Source organism: Rhodococcus sp. AD45-ID (assembly GCF_003023755.1).
GTDB lineage: Bacteria > Actinomycetota > Actinomycetes > Mycobacteriales > Mycobacteriaceae > Rhodococcus_F > Rhodococcus_F globerula.
This window is the reverse complement of the sequence record NZ_PYHL01000001.1, coordinates 2,739,492-2,754,114: the sequence shown is the minus strand read 5'-3', so window position 1 is coordinate 2,754,114 and position 14,623 is coordinate 2,739,492. Positions and strand designations below refer to the sequence as shown.

Below are 14,623 nucleotides of genomic sequence, written 5' to 3'. Positions count from 1 at the left end.
TTTAAGTCGGTCAAGGCCGAACCGCCGGATACCTCGGGTCCGTGCAGTAGGAGACCCTGCCGGCCAGAGCTTGTCGTCGTTCACCGCCGGAGTTTCGAATGTCGATGGCCGCCCATCCCGGAGTGGGATGAGCGGCCGCGATTCGTATTGCGTTGTTATCTAACAGGTTAGGACGCCGAGGTCAGGACCCGAATTTCTCGAGTGATCCGAGAAGTCCGGTCGCAGGTGGCGGAGTCTGGGTGACCTCGATCGTCACATCGGCGAGGACGGCCGGTGTACCGAAGCCGTTGGACGCGGTCACCGAGAAAGTGAACGATCCTGCCGTGGTGGGGGTTCCGGACAGGACGCCGGCCGCGCTGAGTTCGAGTCCGTCGGGCAATGTGCCGTCGGTGACGGTCACCGTGGGGGCGGGTTGTCCGGTCACGGTGAAGGTGTGGGTGTATGGCGTGTTGACGGCGCCCGTGGGAGGTGTCCCGTCGAGGGTGGGTGCTTTGTCGATCGCGATTACGGAGACCAATTGCCGGCTGCTGTCGACGACGTAGGCATGCCCGCCGTCGGGGGTGATCGCAATCCCACGAAGATACGCGCCGACCGGGATCTCTTCGATGACTGCCTTGGTGGCGAGGTCGATCACCGACACCTTGCCGGGGCTGGTGTCGTGGGTGACGTAGGCGCGGCTGCCGTCGGGGGTGATTGCCACGCTGCGAAGCCGCACGCCGACCGTGAACTCTTCGACGACGGTGTTGCTGGCGGTGTCGATCACCGATATATAGCCTGAATTGGTTTCGTGACTGACGTAGGCGCGGCTGCCGTCGGGGGTGATTGCCACCCCGCTGGGCCACCCGTCGATACGTATGGGACCGCCGATGACAGTGCTGGTGGCGGTATCGACCACCCAGACCCCGGCAGGTTCGACGGCGGTTATGTAGGCGCGGGTTCCGTCGGGGGTGAACGCCACCCCGTTGGAATAGGTGGGGATAGCGACTTCGCCGACCTTTGCATTGGTGGCGGTATCGATCACCGATACGTTGCCGGGAATGGTGTCGTGAGTGACGTAAGCGCGGGTTCCGTCGGGGGTGAACGCCATGCCTACCGACCGCGAGCCGACCTCGATGGGGTTGCCGATGACTGCCTTGGTGGCGGTGTCGATCACCAACAAAGCGCCGGGATAGGTTTCGTGCGCTACGTAGGCGCGGCTGCCGTCGGGGGAGATCGCCACCCCGCGAGCCTGTGCGGCGACCGGGATGGTGGTGTCGAGGACAGTGTCCGCGGCGGCGATACCGCCGGCATTGCCGAGCGTCATGGCTAGCGCCAGAACCGCAGCGCCGAATGCCGCGGTGGTCCGAGATTGCCACTGAGATAATGCTTTTCGATTGAGAGTATCCATAAAGAGGCAAACCCTTCCAGTTGTCAGCGCCCCGTACCGGGATGCGCAGCGGCCACGGGAAGGTAACCACCACATCGGAAGATATAGAACATTTCGCTTGTATGTAAGAGTTTCAAGTGGCCATTAGAGGACACATGCACCTAGTGGCCATGATCGCCCCATAGACTCCGCGACCCCTATCGTCGAGATGAGTGCTGAGATGAGTGTCAATCTCCAGGGTGGCATGACCGAAGCGGACCGAAAACGGTACGCCCGATTGCAAAGTCGCGACTAGCACCGGGTTTGGGCCACGCAGCAGTCATCCTTTGACCTCGTCGGAGACAGGCGTGTAATAGATCCATGAGTCAACGCAAGTCCACATTTTGAAGTTCGGCGGGTGCGACCCTCGAATCTCTCTTGTCGTGAGCGCCGACGAAATTGAGGAGACAGACAATGATGCATGATGAGGTGCCGCTGTCGGTCTACCGAATTACGAGCGACGATCTGGTAGACGAGTACCAATCCCTGTACAACAGGTTTGATCGCCTCACCCCGAACCAAAAAGCGCGGTTCTATTTTGTGAACGAAGAAATGAAGGCCCGCGGGCTTGGACACGGCATGCCGACCCCCACCACGCACGATCGCAACGATGCCTGGGACGGGGAAATCTGAGATCGCTTTGGTTCCTCGATACCCCTGCAGCCGAATTCGATGACCTATACACGGTGTCGAAGACAGTCGCCGACTTTTCTTCTGTTGAACTATAGGCAGGTAGGGCGCAGTTTTTACAGATGAAGAGCGAAGAGGAAGAACGTTTGATCGCTCATGCGGTGACGCGGTTGTCCGCGAAGTATCCGTCGGTGTCCGCCGACGTTGTCGCACAAGTGGTGGCATCGGTGCACGCTCATTTCGACGGCCACCGATGCCTGGGACACCCCTCACGATCCGACGGTCGAATCTGCGCGGCTGTGCCAGCGCGAGGCCGATTTCGCGTATGGCACGAATGAAGGCCGCAGTTATGCCCGTTTCCAGTACACAGTGAGCGATGGCGGGCGTATCTGGTTCTTCGTTGAGCCGGCCCCGAAGGGCGCGAAGTCGAAGCACGCGGGGGTGGGGGCTGTTGGGGCGGTGTGTGACTGGGCATCCGAAGGAACCGAGTAGAGCTGTTCGAGGAGAAGCGGAGCCGCTTCTAATTGCTGTCCGACCGGCGCGAAGAGAAAAGCACTCGTACATTCTTTCGCCCGCAGGTCCGAATTTCATCATTGCTTTGCCTTGGCCCCGTGGAGGAGTGTGAGAGAGGGGGATTGACCCGTCGGTGCCGTCGAGGCACCGACCGAGAAGAAGGGTGTCGATCGTGTATGCACGCTCTACAACCATTGATGCACAGCCGTCGTTCATCGACGTCGGGATCAAGCACATGCGCGATACCGTGATGCCCGCGCTCGCCGGCATCGACGGCTGCGCCGGACTGTCCCTGCTGGTCGACCACAGCTCCGGTCGGTGCATCGCCACCAGCTCCTGGACGGACGAGGATTCCCTTCGTGCGAGCGAAGGACCGGTCCTGCAGCTCCGCGCCGGCATGGCTGAGGTCTTCCATGGCGCCACTACCGTCGCGCGGTGGGACATTGCCGTCCTGCATCGTGACCACCGCTCACACCGTGGTGCTTGCGTGCGGGTCACGTGGCTCGAGGTCGAGCCGGGCCACCTCGAGCGCGCAGTCGACGTGTACAAGATGGCCTCCCTGCCCATGATGCAAGACCTCGAGGGGTTCTGCAGTGCCAGCTTGCTGGTCGATCCTGCCGCCGGTCGCGCCGTGTCGTCGGTGACCTTCGACAGCGCTGCGGCGATGAATGGCAACAGGGAGGAGTCCGAGACCATCAGAAGTTCGGGACTCCGTGAGTCCGGTGCGCGGCTTCTCGAGGTAGGTGAGTTCGAGCTGGCGATCGCTCATCTGCACGTACCCGAGATGGCCTGACAACGATCGTCGATGAGGCGTTAGTGGGCCTCGTCGCCCTGGTGTGTGCCTTCGTGCCCTTGGTAGGGGACTTCGTCGCTGTTCCTGCCGGTCTGATCGCCGCGACGCCGTACTCGGCGGCGAAACGCTACAAAGCAGACCTCTGGCACAGTGTTCCGATTTCCGCGGTAACGCGATCAGCGCTGCGAGCCACCCACACGGCCTTGTCGCCTCGCAGCGACGGCATCAACATTCTTTGTCCATCGATAGGCCACTGCACAAATCCGCCGGCCAGCTCATCCTGGACTTCTCCGGCGATCAGGGCCGTCAGCTCCTGCACAGACTGTTCGATGCGTGGCCCGCCGAACCCGAGGCCCCTCAGCGGACTGGTTCCTGCACTCTTGTGCTTCGGCCGCGGGCCAGGCTTGAGTGCGAGGTGGCAGTGACCGTCATCGAGCAACGAGATAGTCCACAGGCAGTTCTCGATGTACGTATCTGGGCCGTGCCATCGGCATTGCAGATCCCTGCCGACGGCCTGGCACGCAGTGACGACGTTGGTGGGGGCGCCGTCTGGTGCATCCGGCCCCGTGATCGGAAAGGTCCAGACCCCCACGTAGTCGATGTCGGGCACATACATGCCTTCACTGTGGCACGTTGTCAGAACGCGTCCTCCTCGAGTTCCATGATCTCGTTGTCGAGGGACCCCAGGATTTCCTTCGTCGAGGACAGGATGGGCAGGATGTTCTTCGCGAAGTACGACGCGATGACAACCTTGCCCCGGTAGAACGACCGGTCCTTTGCAGGCGCGTCCCGGTCCAAGGCTGCCAACGCAACTTCGGCCTGCACCAGCAGGCGCCATCCGATGAGCAGGTCACCTACCGCGTACAGAAAGCGCACCGAGCCGAGGCCTATCTTGTACAACTCGGACGGCTGGTCTTGAGAAGCCATCAGATAGCCAGTGAGCGTCCCGGCCATCTCTTGTACGTCGGTCAGCGCAGTCTCGAGCAGTGCCCGCTCTGCCTTGAGGCGACCGTTTCCGGCGTCGCGGTCGATGAACTTTCGTATCTCACCGGTCACGTGCGCGAGTGCAACGCCACGGTCGCGGGCGATCTTACGAAAGAAGAAGTCCTGCGCTTGGATTGCCGTGGTGCCCTCGTACAGGGTGTCGATCTTGGCGTCGCGGATGTACTGCTCGATCGGGTAGTCCTGCAGATACCCGGAGCCGCCCAGGGTTTGCAGGCTTTCGGTGAGCAGTTCGTAGGCTTTTTCGGAGCCGACACCCTTGACGATCGGTAGCAGTAGATCGTTGACCCGCGCCGCCAATTCGGCGTCTGCACCCGAAACCAATTCGGCAACATCGGCATTCTGATGCGCCGCGGTGTACAGATAGACCGCTCTGAGCCCCTCGGCGTAGGCCTTCTGCATTGCCAGGCTGCGTCGCACGTCGGGGTGATGAGTGATGGTCACGCGAGGTGCGGTTTTGTTTGTCAGTTCAGTGAGGTCCGCCCCTTGAACGCGCTCCTTGGCGTAGGCGAGGGCGTTGAGATATCCGGTAGACAGTGTCCCGGCAGCCTTGGTGCCCACCATCATTCGAGCATTCTCGATCACCTGGAACATTTGGGCGATGCCGTTGTGTACGTCGCCGACGAGCCAGCCGACGGCGGGTACGTCGGTGGCCCCGAACGTGAGCTCGCAGGTCGGGGACGACTTGAGGCCCATCTTGTGCTCGACACCGGTGACGTACACGCCGTTGCGCTCTCCCAGTTCGAGTGTCTCCGAGTCGAAGTGGAGCTTCGGGACGTAGAACAGGCTCAGCCCCTTCGTTCCAGGGCCGGCTCCCTCGGGACGAGCGAGTACCAGGTGGAAGAGGTTTTCGGCAGTGTCGCCGACGTCGCCGCCGGAGATGAACCGTTTGACGCCCTCGATGTGCCACGTGCCGTCGTCCTGCGCGATTGCCTTCGTACGGCCTGCGCCCACGTCGGATCCTGCGTCGGGTTCGGTGAGCACCATGGTGGCGGCCCAACCGCGCTCGAAACCTTCTTTTGCCCAATGCTTTTGCTGGTCGGTGCCGACGCCGTAGAGCACGCTCGCCATCAGCGGACCCATGTTGAAAAAGCTCGCCGATCCGTTTGCCGCGACCAACATCTCGCCGATCGCCCAAACCAACGGCGCGGGAGCGGGTACACCACCAATGCCTTCTGGTAGACCGAGCCGCGACCAGCCGGCCTCGTTCACAGCCTCGACGGTCTTGCGTAGCGGTTCCGGGACCACGACGGCGTGGTTCGGTGCGTCGAACTCGACGGGGTGCCGATCCGCGTCGGCGAAAGAGGCGGCGACGGGACCCTCGGCGAGCCGCGCGACCTCGGTGAGGATGTTGCGCACAGTGTCGGTATCGAGGTCGCCGTAGGCGTCGCCGTCCAGTAGCTCACCGATCCCGAGTATTTCGAACAGATTGAACTCGATGTCGCGCACATTGCTCTTGTAGTGACTCATGATTCTCCGACCTCGGCTCGTCATCAGTACACAAGAAAGCCTGCCCCACAAAGAATTCAGTACGCAACCGTAGGTAGAACATGTGACGAAGCGACGGCGGCCGGAAGTGCCGTTGCTGCAAAATAGCGCGTCGTGGTCAGTTTGAATTCGGCGCAATCGCAAGATTTTGCTTGATGTACCGAGTGGTGTCGTCTGCGAGGATCTCGAGCAAATCTTTTTCGATACCGTCCAAGGCCTGCGCGGCGACATCGGCTGGATCGATCTTCTGCTCGGCGGGTACATCCGCCGCCATGTCAGTGTCCATGTATGCGACGTGCAGTGCCGAGACGGTGATTCCGCGCGGTGCCAGTTCCTCTCGAGCAGCGTCCGTCATTGCCCACGCCGCCGCCTTGGCTGCGGCATAGGATCCGAGCGCGGCGGGGTGAAGCCAGGACAGTACGGAAAGTACGTTGAGTACTGTTCCCCCGCTGTTACTTTCGATGACGGGAGCGAAGGCTCGGGTCACGGCGAGCGGGCCGTAGAAGTTCACGTCTATCTCGCGGCGCACGTCATCGATATTGCCGCTAATCAGCGGCGCGGAGGTGGAGATTCCTGCGTTGTTCACGAGCAGAGTCGCATCCGACGCGGTGCGGGCCGCAGCCTTGATCGACTCCTCGTCGGTCACGTCCAGCTGCAAGGGAATGACGCCGGGCAGATCGACTGTTTCCGGATTTCGGGCGGCTGCGTACACCTTTGCTCCCCGCTCGACGAGCCCCGCGGCTAGATGGCGTCCGAGTCCTCGATTGGCGCCGGTGACGACGGCAACTGCATTGTTCAGATCCATGATGTCTCCCAGGGGTGAGGTACTGACGGAAATTTAGATTACGAATGCAATCTAAATTCACGCTAAGATAGATGTCAAATGAAATCCAAACGGGAGTGTGGTTGATGGGCCGCGTATCGCAACAGCAAGCGGAAGAGAACCGTCGACGTGTCGTGAAAACCGCCGCCCGCCTGTTCCGAGAGCAGGGCACCCAGCTCAGCGTCGCCGACCTGATGAAAGCGGCCGGGTTGACCCACGGTGGCTTCTATAAGCAGTTTGCCTCGAAGGAAGCGCTCATCGACGAGGCCACCGCCTATGCATTTGCTGAGCTGTCGAAGACCTACAAGTCCGAATTCAGCCAGCATGGGGACCAGCGCGTTGTTGCTCAGCAGTCCCTGATCGACACCTATCTCTCCGTCGAACATCGCGATAACCCCGCTGACGGATGCCCCGCCGCGGCTCTTGCCGTCGACATGGCGCGCGAACCCGAAGATGCCGAGGCTCGTCGGGTTTACACCCAGGGTGTCGGTGCTTTTGCCGAAGGACTCGCCGATGGCGATCAGGATGGCATTGCCCGATTGTGCACCATGGTCGGCGCGATTCTCCTCTCGCGAGCCACCAAGGGATCGACCGTCTCGGAGGAGATTCTCACCGCAGCACGCGCTGCGCTGAAACCAACCGACGGGTGATTCGCGGCAAGACGATGGCGTGTCACCCGCGTGCCCGAAAACTTTTTCTCGAGAACTCCCATCCGGGTGCGAAACGGCTACGAATGCCACGCAGACGGTGTGTACCGTCTCCGTGCTCAACTGTGTCGAGACGGTGTTGACAGGAAGGGCAGAGTGTCATGCATGCACTGGTAGAAGCCGATTTTCCGTCAACTCACAGTCCGTTCGTTGAGCTCTCGTGAAGTTCTGGCCGACAATCACAGGAATGTGACCGACATGTCTATTTCTTCTTCTGGTACTCACGGAGGCGAGAATCCGCGCCCAAGCAATCCGGGTGTCGGCTTTCTCCAAATGTTCCTGGATGCGAGCCGTCAGCCCAGGTCGCCACACGAAATGGCGGAAGAATCACCGCAGGAACCGCGCGCTTCCGACGACGAAAGACTGTGATGGATGCGCCCACGCCTTCGCCTGCTGCCGAGATGGCCAGGCGAACATCCACCGGAAACGGATTCGCCGGAAACGCAGGTCGATGGATCGCTCTCGTATGGGGGCTCGTCGCGTGCGCATTGATCGCCCAGATCATCTATCCCTTGGTGAGCGGGGACTCACGTGACGGTGTCACTGTTGCGGTAGTCGCCCTATTAGCTGCTGCATCGATTGTTCATGCGGTGATTGCGCGTGGGCCGGCGTGGACCTCGGTACTGTTCGCGGCCACCGCGGGGTTGGGTCTTGTCGCCGAAATGATCGGCACGGCAACAGGTTTTCCCTTCGGCAGTTACTTCTACGCCACTGATCGGTTGGGGCCTGACATTCTGGGTGTCCCGGCGGTGGTTCCACTTGCGTGGACTGCCGGGTTCTATCCCATTTGGTGCGCTGTGGGTTATGTACTCGAGCGAACCCGCGCGTCACCGAAGTGGCAGTCTCGACAGCGAATCGTGATTACGGCTGCCGGGATGGTCGGGTGGGATCTCTATCTGGACACTCAGATGGTGACGGACGGCCAGTGGACGTGGACGTCCGGAAATCCGGGTCTTCCCGGCATACCGTCGATTCCGTTCACGAACTATCTGGGCTGGTTTGCCACCGCCCTGATAATGGCAGTTGTGATCGAGTATGTCGGAAAGCGCTTCGATACCCGCAGGAAGTACGGGCCGCGGGTTTCGGATGCCGCGCCCGTGGTGTTGTTCATGTGGACGTGGCTCGGCTCGGCACTTGCCCACGCTGCGCTGCTCGACGGGGACGAATTGAAGTCTTCGGCGATCTACGGCTTCTGTGCGATGGGTGTTGTGGGGATACCCCTGGCCTGGATGTGGACCTGGAAGCCCCGAGAGGACTCGGTGACGGCATGACCGCCGCGAGTCCACGAATCCTGCATCGCCTGACAGCGGCGGGTGCGGTGCTGGCCGGATTGTCTGCGGCGATGTCTATCGGGAATGCGCTGTTCATGCCACGCTTGCGGCGAACGGACATCAGTAAGCCACACGATCGCGTCGTTGTGTGCATTCCCGCCCGCGACGAGGAATCCACCGTGCCCCTGCTGATCGCGGATCTGCGGGCGCAAACATATGCGGGCGAACTTCGGGTAATAGTCCTCGATGACGGCTCCGGCGACGGCACACTGGCTGCCGCCCGCCGCGCCGCCGACGGCGATCCGCGCATCACGGTTATATCCACGTGTGATCCGCCAAGCCCTGGTTGGACGGGAAAGGCCGCAGCGTGTCGGACCCTTGCCGATATCGGTCTCGAAGACCAACCGGACGTAATCGCTTTTGTCGATGCCGACGTCAGGCTGTCGCCCGGTGCGGTCGCGGCGTCGGTTGCTGCGCTCCGCGGCCGAGAGGCAGCATTGTTGTGCCCGTGGCCCGAACAGAAGTCGGGCAGCGTTGCTGAGCATCTTGTTCAGCCGTTGCTGGCCTTTTCGTGGATGTCGACCCTCTTGGTACCTTTGGCGAACAGGTCGCTGAGACAATCACTTTCGGTGGCGTGTGGTCAATTCCTGATGTTCGATGCCGGCGCCTACCGTGAAATCGGTGGACACGAGTCGGTGGCCTCCAGTGCCACCGAAGATCTGGACATAGCTAGAGCTCTTCGCAGCCACGGCAAACGTACGGTTCTGGTCTCGGGTGCGGGTTTTGTCAGTTGTCGGATGTATCGCGACTGGCCTCAACTTCGGGAGGGCTACACCCGGTGGTTGTGGTCGTCGTTCGGCGGACGAATGGGCACCGCCGTTGCTCTTGCAGGCGTGAGCATCGTATATCTCCTTCCGCCGGCTGCCGCTGTTCTGGGAACGGGAAGCACACGACGCTTGGGGACTGCCGGCTACCTTGCCGCAGTCACGGCTCGGCTGTGCTCTGCGCAGTCGGAATCTGCCGGCAGAGCCAACCTCGCAGATCTGGCGCGGGCCTGCGCCCACCCCATTTCGGCAGCACTTTTTGCGACTCTTGTGCTCGATTCGCGTCGACGCTTCGCCCGAAACGAACTGTCATGGAAGAGTCGGCCGTTGAACGCCCCGACCACCGACGTGACCACCCTCGCTAGCACGATGAAGAAATGAGAATCCTGATGTCGGCCTCGAACCCAGCGCTTGTGATAGGTGATCGATCATGAGATCCGTGAGCGGGCAAGTCGATTCGGTTGTTGTTGTCGGCGCCGGCCTCGCCGGCCTCTCCGCTGCGCTCCATCTCATCGGAGCGGGCAAGCGTGTCACAGTCCTCGAGCGTGAGGCCGCGATCGGTGGGCGTGTCGGTACCTATCCGGTGGTCGATGACGCGGGTCGTTTCCTGTACGACATCGACAACGGTGCCAGTGTTCTCACCATGCCGAATTTGATCGCCGACGCATTGGCCGCAGTGGGTGAGTCTTTTGATTCCGTCACTCCTGCACTCACTTTGACGAAGCTTTCACCTAGCTATCACACGCGTTACGCAGACGGCAGTTCCATCGACGTGTACTCGGATCCGCTTGCGATGTCGGCAGAGGTCGAAAGGACATGCGGTCCAGGCGAGTCCGACGGATACCGCAAGCTTCGACGGTGGCTGGCGTCGATCTTCGACACCGAGTTCAGTCGGTACATCGACTCGAATTTCGATTCACCACTCGATCTGGTGTCGACGCCATCGGCAGTGCGCGACACCGCAACTCTGGCTCGGCTGGGTGGTTTCGGTCGACTCGGGCCGCGGGTCGGATCCTTTGTGAAAGACGAACGACTGCGACGAATCTTTACATTCCAGGCACTGTACGCGGGAATGGCCCCCGCCAAGGCGTTGGGCGTGTACGGCGCCATCGCGCACATGGACACCTCACTCGGGGTCTACTTTCCGGTGGGCGGCATGGCCAAAATCGCGGAGGTGATGGCCGACGCGTTCACACGACACGGGGGAGTGCTTCACACCGACGCCGACGTGTCCGAGGTAAACATCGAGAACAAGCGCGTCACAAAGGTTTTGACGTCGGATGGTCGGAGTTATTCGTGTGATGCCCTCGTGTTGACTCCGGACTTACCTGTAGTCGATCGGTTGCTCGACCAGGCAGGTGCGCCGTCTACCGGTCGGCGACGCGGATATTCCGTCGTATCGCCGTCAGCCGTCGTCTTTCACGGCACGGTTCCGGTGGATGTGACGCAGTCGTGGCCGTCAAGGTCTCATCACACCATCGACTTCGGCGAACAGTGGTCTGAGACCTTTGCTCGGATCACCGCGCGTCGTGGCCGCGGGCAGTTGATGGATGATCCCTCTCTCTTGATCACCCGACCGGCTGTGACGGACCCATCGCTGAATCTCGTTCGTGACGGCGTCAGAAGTGAACCCATCTCGATCTTGGCTCCTTGCCCGAATCTTTCCAGCGCGCCCCTCGATTGGGATCGTCTGGGGGTTCCGTACATGCGTGAAATTCAAGGAGTGTTGGAACAACGCGGATATCGCAACCTGACCTCGTCGATGTCCGTCGACCACCTCGACACCCCGCAAACTTGGCTGGACAAGGGAATGCTCGACGGCAGTCCCTTCTCGTCGGCACATGTATTCCGTCAGACCGGGCCATTCCGCCGCAAGAATCTGGTTCCTGGTCTCGGCAACGTCGTCCTCGCCGGTTCAGGGACCACTCCGGGTGTCGGCGTGCCGACGGTTCTCGTTTCGGGAAGGCTTGCCGCAGAGCGGATAACAGGATCGAACAACGCGCAATCGTCGGCTGCTCTCGGTGTCGAAGTCGGTGTCGGTCATGCGTGAACTCGACAAGATCGACCCGAGCCTCCACGACGCGTATCGACTGTGCCGCGACCTGAACGAGCAGCATGGCAAAACATACTTCCTCGCGACCCGGTTACTGCCGGCTGACAAACGCGCCGGCGTGCACGCGCTCTACGGGTTTGCGCGGATGGTCGACGACATCGTCGACGTGGATTCCGGCGACAGCGAATCAGGTTATGTGCCAGCGCTTTCCTCTGTCACAGTCGATTCGACGGGTACTTCGCCCACCGAAGCCGATCGTAGGGCAAGCGCAAAGCTTGACCTGTTCGAGGCTCGCATCCGAGATGCGCTCGACGGACAGCCGCTGGGGGAGAGTAGATCCGACCTGGTGCTCAGAGCGCTCGTGGATACCACTGCGAGATACAGCATTTCGCACGACTACTACTACGCGTTCCTGCACTCGATGCGAATGGACATACCAGGAACCAAGATGTTCCGCTCGCGGTATCGAACGATGGACGAACTGTCCGAGTACATGTACGGATCCGCCGCTGTCATCGGCCTGCAAATGCTTCCGATCCTGGGCACGGCGACAGATCGCGACAGTGCCGCCGGACCAGCGGTCGCACTGGGTGAAGCTTTTCAGCTGACCAACTTCATCCGGGATATGGGAGAGGATCTCGATCGTGATCGGATCTATCTGCCGACTGAGGAACTGAATGCTTTCGGTGTCGACGAAGGCCTGTTACGAAACTGTCGTGTCACCGGCCGCAGCGACGTCCGACTCGAGCGCGCTCTCGCGCATCTGATCGCACACACCCGTGCGGTGTACCGCACTGCCGAGCCGGGGATCGACATGCTCGACCCGGTGGTACGCCCCGCGATGCGCACGGCGTTTGTCCTGTACGGCGACATTTTGCGCGCGGTGGAAGACGGCGGATATCGCGTACTTCACAAGCGGGCACACGTTTCCCAGCGGCGCCGAATGTCGATCGCGGCACCGCGACTGGCTGAAACCGGATGGATCAGCCTCCGTACGCTGCTGACGCCGGCGCCCTGATCGAACGAAGAGAACGGGATTTCACATGGAATACGTCGTGCTGCTCGACGACGCAGGTCGATCCATCGGGATCGAACCGAAAGCGAGCGTCCACACCACTACAACGCCACTGCACCTTGCTTTCTCGGCGTACGTCTTCGATCGGAGCGGCAACCTCCTGATTACGAGGCGTGCACTGGACAAGGCAACGTGGCCAGGTGTCTGGACCAACAGTTGCTGCGGACATCCCGCTCCGGGCGAATCGCTTGAAGAAGCCGTCCGACGTCGGCTGAACCAAGAACTTGGGATAGGTGTCGATGATGTCAGCCTTGCGCTCCCTTTCTTCCGATACCGCGCAGTGATGGACACCGGCATCGTCGAAAACGAGATCTGCCCCGTCTTTCGAGTGATCTACGACGGCCCACAACCGGTTCCCGATCCGACGGAAGTGGAAAGCGCGGAATGGGTTGACTGGCACAAGTTTTCGGACTCTGTTCTCGGTGGCGGTAGCGACGTCTCGCCGTGGTGTCGTGAACAGGTGCAACAGCTTCGGCAGCTTGATCTGGATCCGGCCCGGTGGCCCACCGCGCCCGCAACGGCATTGCCGCCCGCCGCACGGGAAAATCAGGACCGGCGCCTACTGTACTAGTCAAATATCGAAGAATACTGTCTCTGCTCCACCGTCCGGGGTGTCTTGTAGTCGTATGTCGAAGGTGTAGACGGTCTTTCCGTTTTCGCTGCGTCGATTAGTTATCAGAGTGCTTCGGCGGTTGTGGAGCTCGATCCCCGAGAGGATCGGGTCTGCTTCGTTGAGTTCGGTTTCGTCGTCGAAGTACAGGCGGGTATGCAGTCCGATGTTGATGCCTCTGGCGAAGATGACGAAGCAGATGTGTGGGGCTTGGACACGGTCGCCATTGTGCTCGACCGGTCCGGGTTTGATCGTCTGGAACTCGAAGACTCCGGATTCGAAATCTGCGCCCGTGCGGCCCCATCCGGCAAAGCTCGGATCGACACTTTTGTCTTGTGGGTCGAGGTGATGCGAGTACTTGCCGGCCGCGTTAGCCTGCCAGATCTCGAGCAAGGCGTCGCGGACTGGGGATCCGCTGCCGTCGATGACACGGCCCTCGATCGTGATCCGTTCTCCGACTGTGTCATCGGAGACAAGATTGTTGTCGAAGTTCTTCTCGAAAATCTCGAATCCCGCCTGTTGTGGCGCAAGTCCGATGTGTACGTAGGGGCCGCCCGTCTGCGACGGGGTTTCGGGAAATCGTGTCGCAAGAGATTGTGCGGCAAACTGATGGGCGACGTTCATCGTGATGCTCCTGGAATCGTGTTCTCGAAGAAGGTGGCTCGTCGTCCGCGGAGGGTGACATCGAAGCGGTAGGTTCGAGCGTCGAAAGGCACGTCGTTTGACGGATCTTCATGCGCAATGAGGCTGCGTACCTGATCGATTGACGGAATGGTTGCGGCAATCGGGCAGCGCTCGATCAAGGGGTCGCCCTCGAAATAGAGTTGCGTGATCAGTCGCTGCGCCCAACCGTCTGCGCTGAGTGACATATGAATATGTGCAGGACGCCAGGCGTTGGCGCTGTTGGCCCACGGGTACGGTCCAGGTTTGATAGTGCGGAAGACGTAGTAGCCGTTGTGATCGGTGAGCATCCGACCGCAACCGCCGAAGTTCGGATCGATCGGCGCGAGATACTGGTCGTTCTTGTGTCGATAGCGTCCGCCCGCGTTGGCCTGCCACACTTCCACGAGTGCGCCGGAGACCGGGTTTCCGAATTCGTCACGTACATAGCCGTGCACGATCAGCCTTTCGCCGATCGGCAAGCCGGCTTTGGCGAAGTTGAGGATCAGGTCGTTGTCTTTCGCCCCCAGGTCTTTTCCGTTGAACACGGGCCCGGTGATTTCGGACAGCGTGTTGCGGGGAGATAGCAAAGCCTGACGAGGCGAGCGCAGGATGCTCGTCTTGTAACCCGGCGTCAGTGCGGGAGGGTGCAGTCTGACGTCGCGCTCAACAAATTCGCCGATTGTCACGGTGGTCTCCTGTCGAAGGGATGTTCGCCCACCATATTTTCGTTACTCAGTCATGTAAATTGACGATTTCTCGCCCTTTT

General features: G+C 60.8%; 15 protein-coding genes. 9 read left to right on the top strand and 6 right to left on the bottom strand.

Annotated elements, in window-relative coordinates:
- Positions 1 to 181: 181 nt before the first annotated feature.
- Positions 182 to 1,387 carry a putative Ig domain-containing protein gene (locus C7T36_RS12665; protein ID WP_052683428.1) on the bottom strand — a complete coding sequence of 402 codons (1,206 nt, stop codon included), beginning with the start codon at positions 1,385 to 1,387 and terminating at the stop codon, positions 182 to 184.
- 432 nt (positions 1,388 to 1,819) lie between these two features.
- Between C7T36_RS12665 and C7T36_RS12660 the strand changes: the two genes are divergently transcribed.
- The 3 genes from C7T36_RS12660 to C7T36_RS12650 all read left to right on the top strand — a co-directional run bounded on the left by C7T36_RS12660 (position 1,820) and on the right by C7T36_RS12650 (position 3,341).
- Complete coding sequence (locus C7T36_RS12660) at positions 1,820 to 2,038, top strand: hypothetical protein (RefSeq protein ID WP_045065798.1); 219 nt, start codon at positions 1,820 to 1,822, stop codon at positions 2,036 to 2,038.
- A 119-nt stretch (positions 2,039 to 2,157) separates the two neighbouring features.
- Positions 2,158 to 2,373 (top strand): three-helix bundle dimerization domain-containing protein, encoded by a 216-nt coding sequence (locus tag C7T36_RS12655; protein WP_045065795.1) that lies wholly within the window; start codon positions 2,158 to 2,160, stop codon positions 2,371 to 2,373.
- 338 nt (positions 2,374 to 2,711) lie between these two features.
- Positions 2,712 to 3,341 carry a hypothetical protein gene (locus C7T36_RS12650; protein ID WP_045065792.1) on the top strand — a complete coding sequence of 210 codons (630 nt, stop codon included), beginning with the start codon at positions 2,712 to 2,714 and terminating at the stop codon, positions 3,339 to 3,341.
- A gap of 127 nt (positions 3,342 to 3,468) precedes the next feature.
- On the opposite strand, the gene C7T36_RS12645 is transcribed toward C7T36_RS12650, so the two are convergent.
- From C7T36_RS12645 to C7T36_RS12635, 3 genes are all read right to left on the bottom strand, one after another.
- Complete coding sequence (locus C7T36_RS12645) at positions 3,469 to 3,957, bottom strand: hypothetical protein (protein WP_045065790.1); 489 nt, start codon at positions 3,955 to 3,957, stop codon at positions 3,469 to 3,471.
- A gap of 20 nt (positions 3,958 to 3,977) precedes the next feature.
- Positions 3,978 to 5,813: an acyl-CoA dehydrogenase gene (locus tag C7T36_RS12640; RefSeq protein WP_045065788.1), complete on the bottom strand. Its 1,836-nt coding sequence runs from the start codon at positions 5,811 to 5,813 to the stop codon at positions 3,978 to 3,980.
- A 136-nt stretch (positions 5,814 to 5,949) separates the two neighbouring features.
- Entirely contained in the window at positions 5,950 to 6,636 is a 687-nt protein-coding gene (locus tag C7T36_RS12635; protein WP_033233779.1) for an SDR family oxidoreductase, read from the bottom strand.
- A 71-nt stretch (positions 6,637 to 6,707) separates the two neighbouring features.
- Here C7T36_RS12635 and C7T36_RS12630 point away from each other — a divergent pair, with 71 nt between their 5' ends.
- The 6 genes from C7T36_RS12630 to idi all read left to right on the top strand — a co-directional run bounded on the left by C7T36_RS12630 (position 6,708) and on the right by idi (position 13,155).
- On the top strand, positions 6,708 to 7,304 hold the full coding sequence (locus C7T36_RS12630) for a TetR/AcrR family transcriptional regulator (protein WP_219908478.1): 597 nt from the start codon (positions 6,708 to 6,710) through the stop codon (positions 7,302 to 7,304).
- A 425-nt stretch (positions 7,305 to 7,729) separates the two neighbouring features.
- Positions 7,730 to 8,632, top strand: coding sequence for a carotenoid biosynthesis protein (locus C7T36_RS12625; protein ID WP_239654657.1), 903 nt, complete (start codon positions 7,730 to 7,732; stop codon positions 8,630 to 8,632).
- Positions 8,629 to 9,837: a glycosyltransferase family 2 protein gene (locus C7T36_RS12620; RefSeq protein ID WP_045065785.1), complete on the top strand. Its 1,209-nt coding sequence runs from the start codon at positions 8,629 to 8,631 to the stop codon at positions 9,835 to 9,837. The genes C7T36_RS12625 and C7T36_RS12620 overlap by 4 nt, the downstream gene beginning before the upstream one ends.
- A gap of 49 nt (positions 9,838 to 9,886) precedes the next feature.
- Positions 9,887 to 11,506 (top strand): phytoene desaturase family protein, encoded by a 1,620-nt coding sequence (crtI, locus tag C7T36_RS12615; RefSeq protein ID WP_045065782.1) that lies wholly within the window; start codon positions 9,887 to 9,889, stop codon positions 11,504 to 11,506.
- Positions 11,499 to 12,527, top strand: a complete 1,029-nt coding sequence (locus C7T36_RS12610) for a phytoene/squalene synthase family protein (RefSeq protein ID WP_045066797.1) — start codon at positions 11,499 to 11,501, stop codon at positions 12,525 to 12,527. Before crtI ends, C7T36_RS12610 begins: the two co-directional genes overlap by 8 nt.
- 25 nt (positions 12,528 to 12,552) lie before the next feature.
- Complete coding sequence (gene idi / locus C7T36_RS12605; protein WP_045065779.1) at positions 12,553 to 13,155, top strand: isopentenyl-diphosphate Delta-isomerase; 603 nt, start codon at positions 12,553 to 12,555, stop codon at positions 13,153 to 13,155.
- On the opposite strand, the gene pcaG is transcribed toward idi, so the two are convergent.
- The gene (pcaG, locus tag C7T36_RS12600) at positions 13,156 to 13,818 is read right to left on the bottom strand and encodes a protocatechuate 3,4-dioxygenase subunit alpha (protein ID WP_045065776.1); all 663 of its coding nucleotides are present in this window, start codon (positions 13,816 to 13,818) and stop codon (positions 13,156 to 13,158) included. It abuts the gene before it with no gap.
- A complete protein-coding gene (gene pcaH, locus C7T36_RS12595; RefSeq protein ID WP_033233775.1) occupies positions 13,815 to 14,543 on the bottom strand; it encodes a protocatechuate 3,4-dioxygenase subunit beta in 729 nt (242 codons plus the stop codon). The genes pcaG and pcaH overlap by 4 nt, the downstream gene beginning before the upstream one ends.
- Between the last annotated feature and the right edge of the window lie 80 nt (positions 14,544 to 14,623).

Bases quoted from the DNA above. Each gene is read 5' to 3' on its own strand.
- C7T36_RS12665 (WP_052683428.1), bottom strand. From the start codon at position 1,387: ATGGATACTCTCAATCGAAAAGCATTATCTCAGTGGCAATCTCGGACC.
- C7T36_RS12660 (WP_045065798.1), top strand. From the start codon at position 1,820: ATGATGCATGATGAGGTGCCGCTGTCGGTCTACCGAATTACGAGCGAC.
- C7T36_RS12655 (WP_045065795.1), top strand. From the start codon at position 2,158: ATGAAGAGCGAAGAGGAAGAACGTTTGATCGCTCATGCGGTGACGCGG.
- C7T36_RS12645 (WP_045065790.1), bottom strand. From the start codon at position 3,957: ATGTATGTGCCCGACATCGACTACGTGGGGGTCTGGACCTTTCCGATC.
- C7T36_RS12640 (WP_045065788.1), bottom strand. From the start codon at position 5,813: ATGAGTCACTACAAGAGCAATGTGCGCGACATCGAGTTCAATCTGTTC.
- C7T36_RS12635 (WP_033233779.1), bottom strand. From the start codon at position 6,636: ATGGATCTGAACAATGCAGTTGCCGTCGTCACCGGCGCCAATCGAGGA.
- C7T36_RS12630 (WP_219908478.1), top strand. From the start codon at position 6,708: ATGTCAAATGAAATCCAAACGGGAGTGTGGTTGATGGGCCGCGTATCG.
- C7T36_RS12625 (WP_239654657.1), top strand. From the start codon at position 7,730: ATGGATGCGCCCACGCCTTCGCCTGCTGCCGAGATGGCCAGGCGAACA.
- C7T36_RS12620 (WP_045065785.1), top strand. From the start codon at position 8,629: ATGACCGCCGCGAGTCCACGAATCCTGCATCGCCTGACAGCGGCGGGT.
- crtI (WP_045065782.1), top strand. From the start codon at position 9,887: ATGAGATCCGTGAGCGGGCAAGTCGATTCGGTTGTTGTTGTCGGCGCC.
- C7T36_RS12610 (WP_045066797.1), top strand. From the start codon at position 11,499: ATGCGTGAACTCGACAAGATCGACCCGAGCCTCCACGACGCGTATCGA.
- idi (WP_045065779.1), top strand. From the start codon at position 12,553: ATGGAATACGTCGTGCTGCTCGACGACGCAGGTCGATCCATCGGGATC.
- pcaG (WP_045065776.1), bottom strand. From the start codon at position 13,818: ATGAACGTCGCCCATCAGTTTGCCGCACAATCTCTTGCGACACGATTT.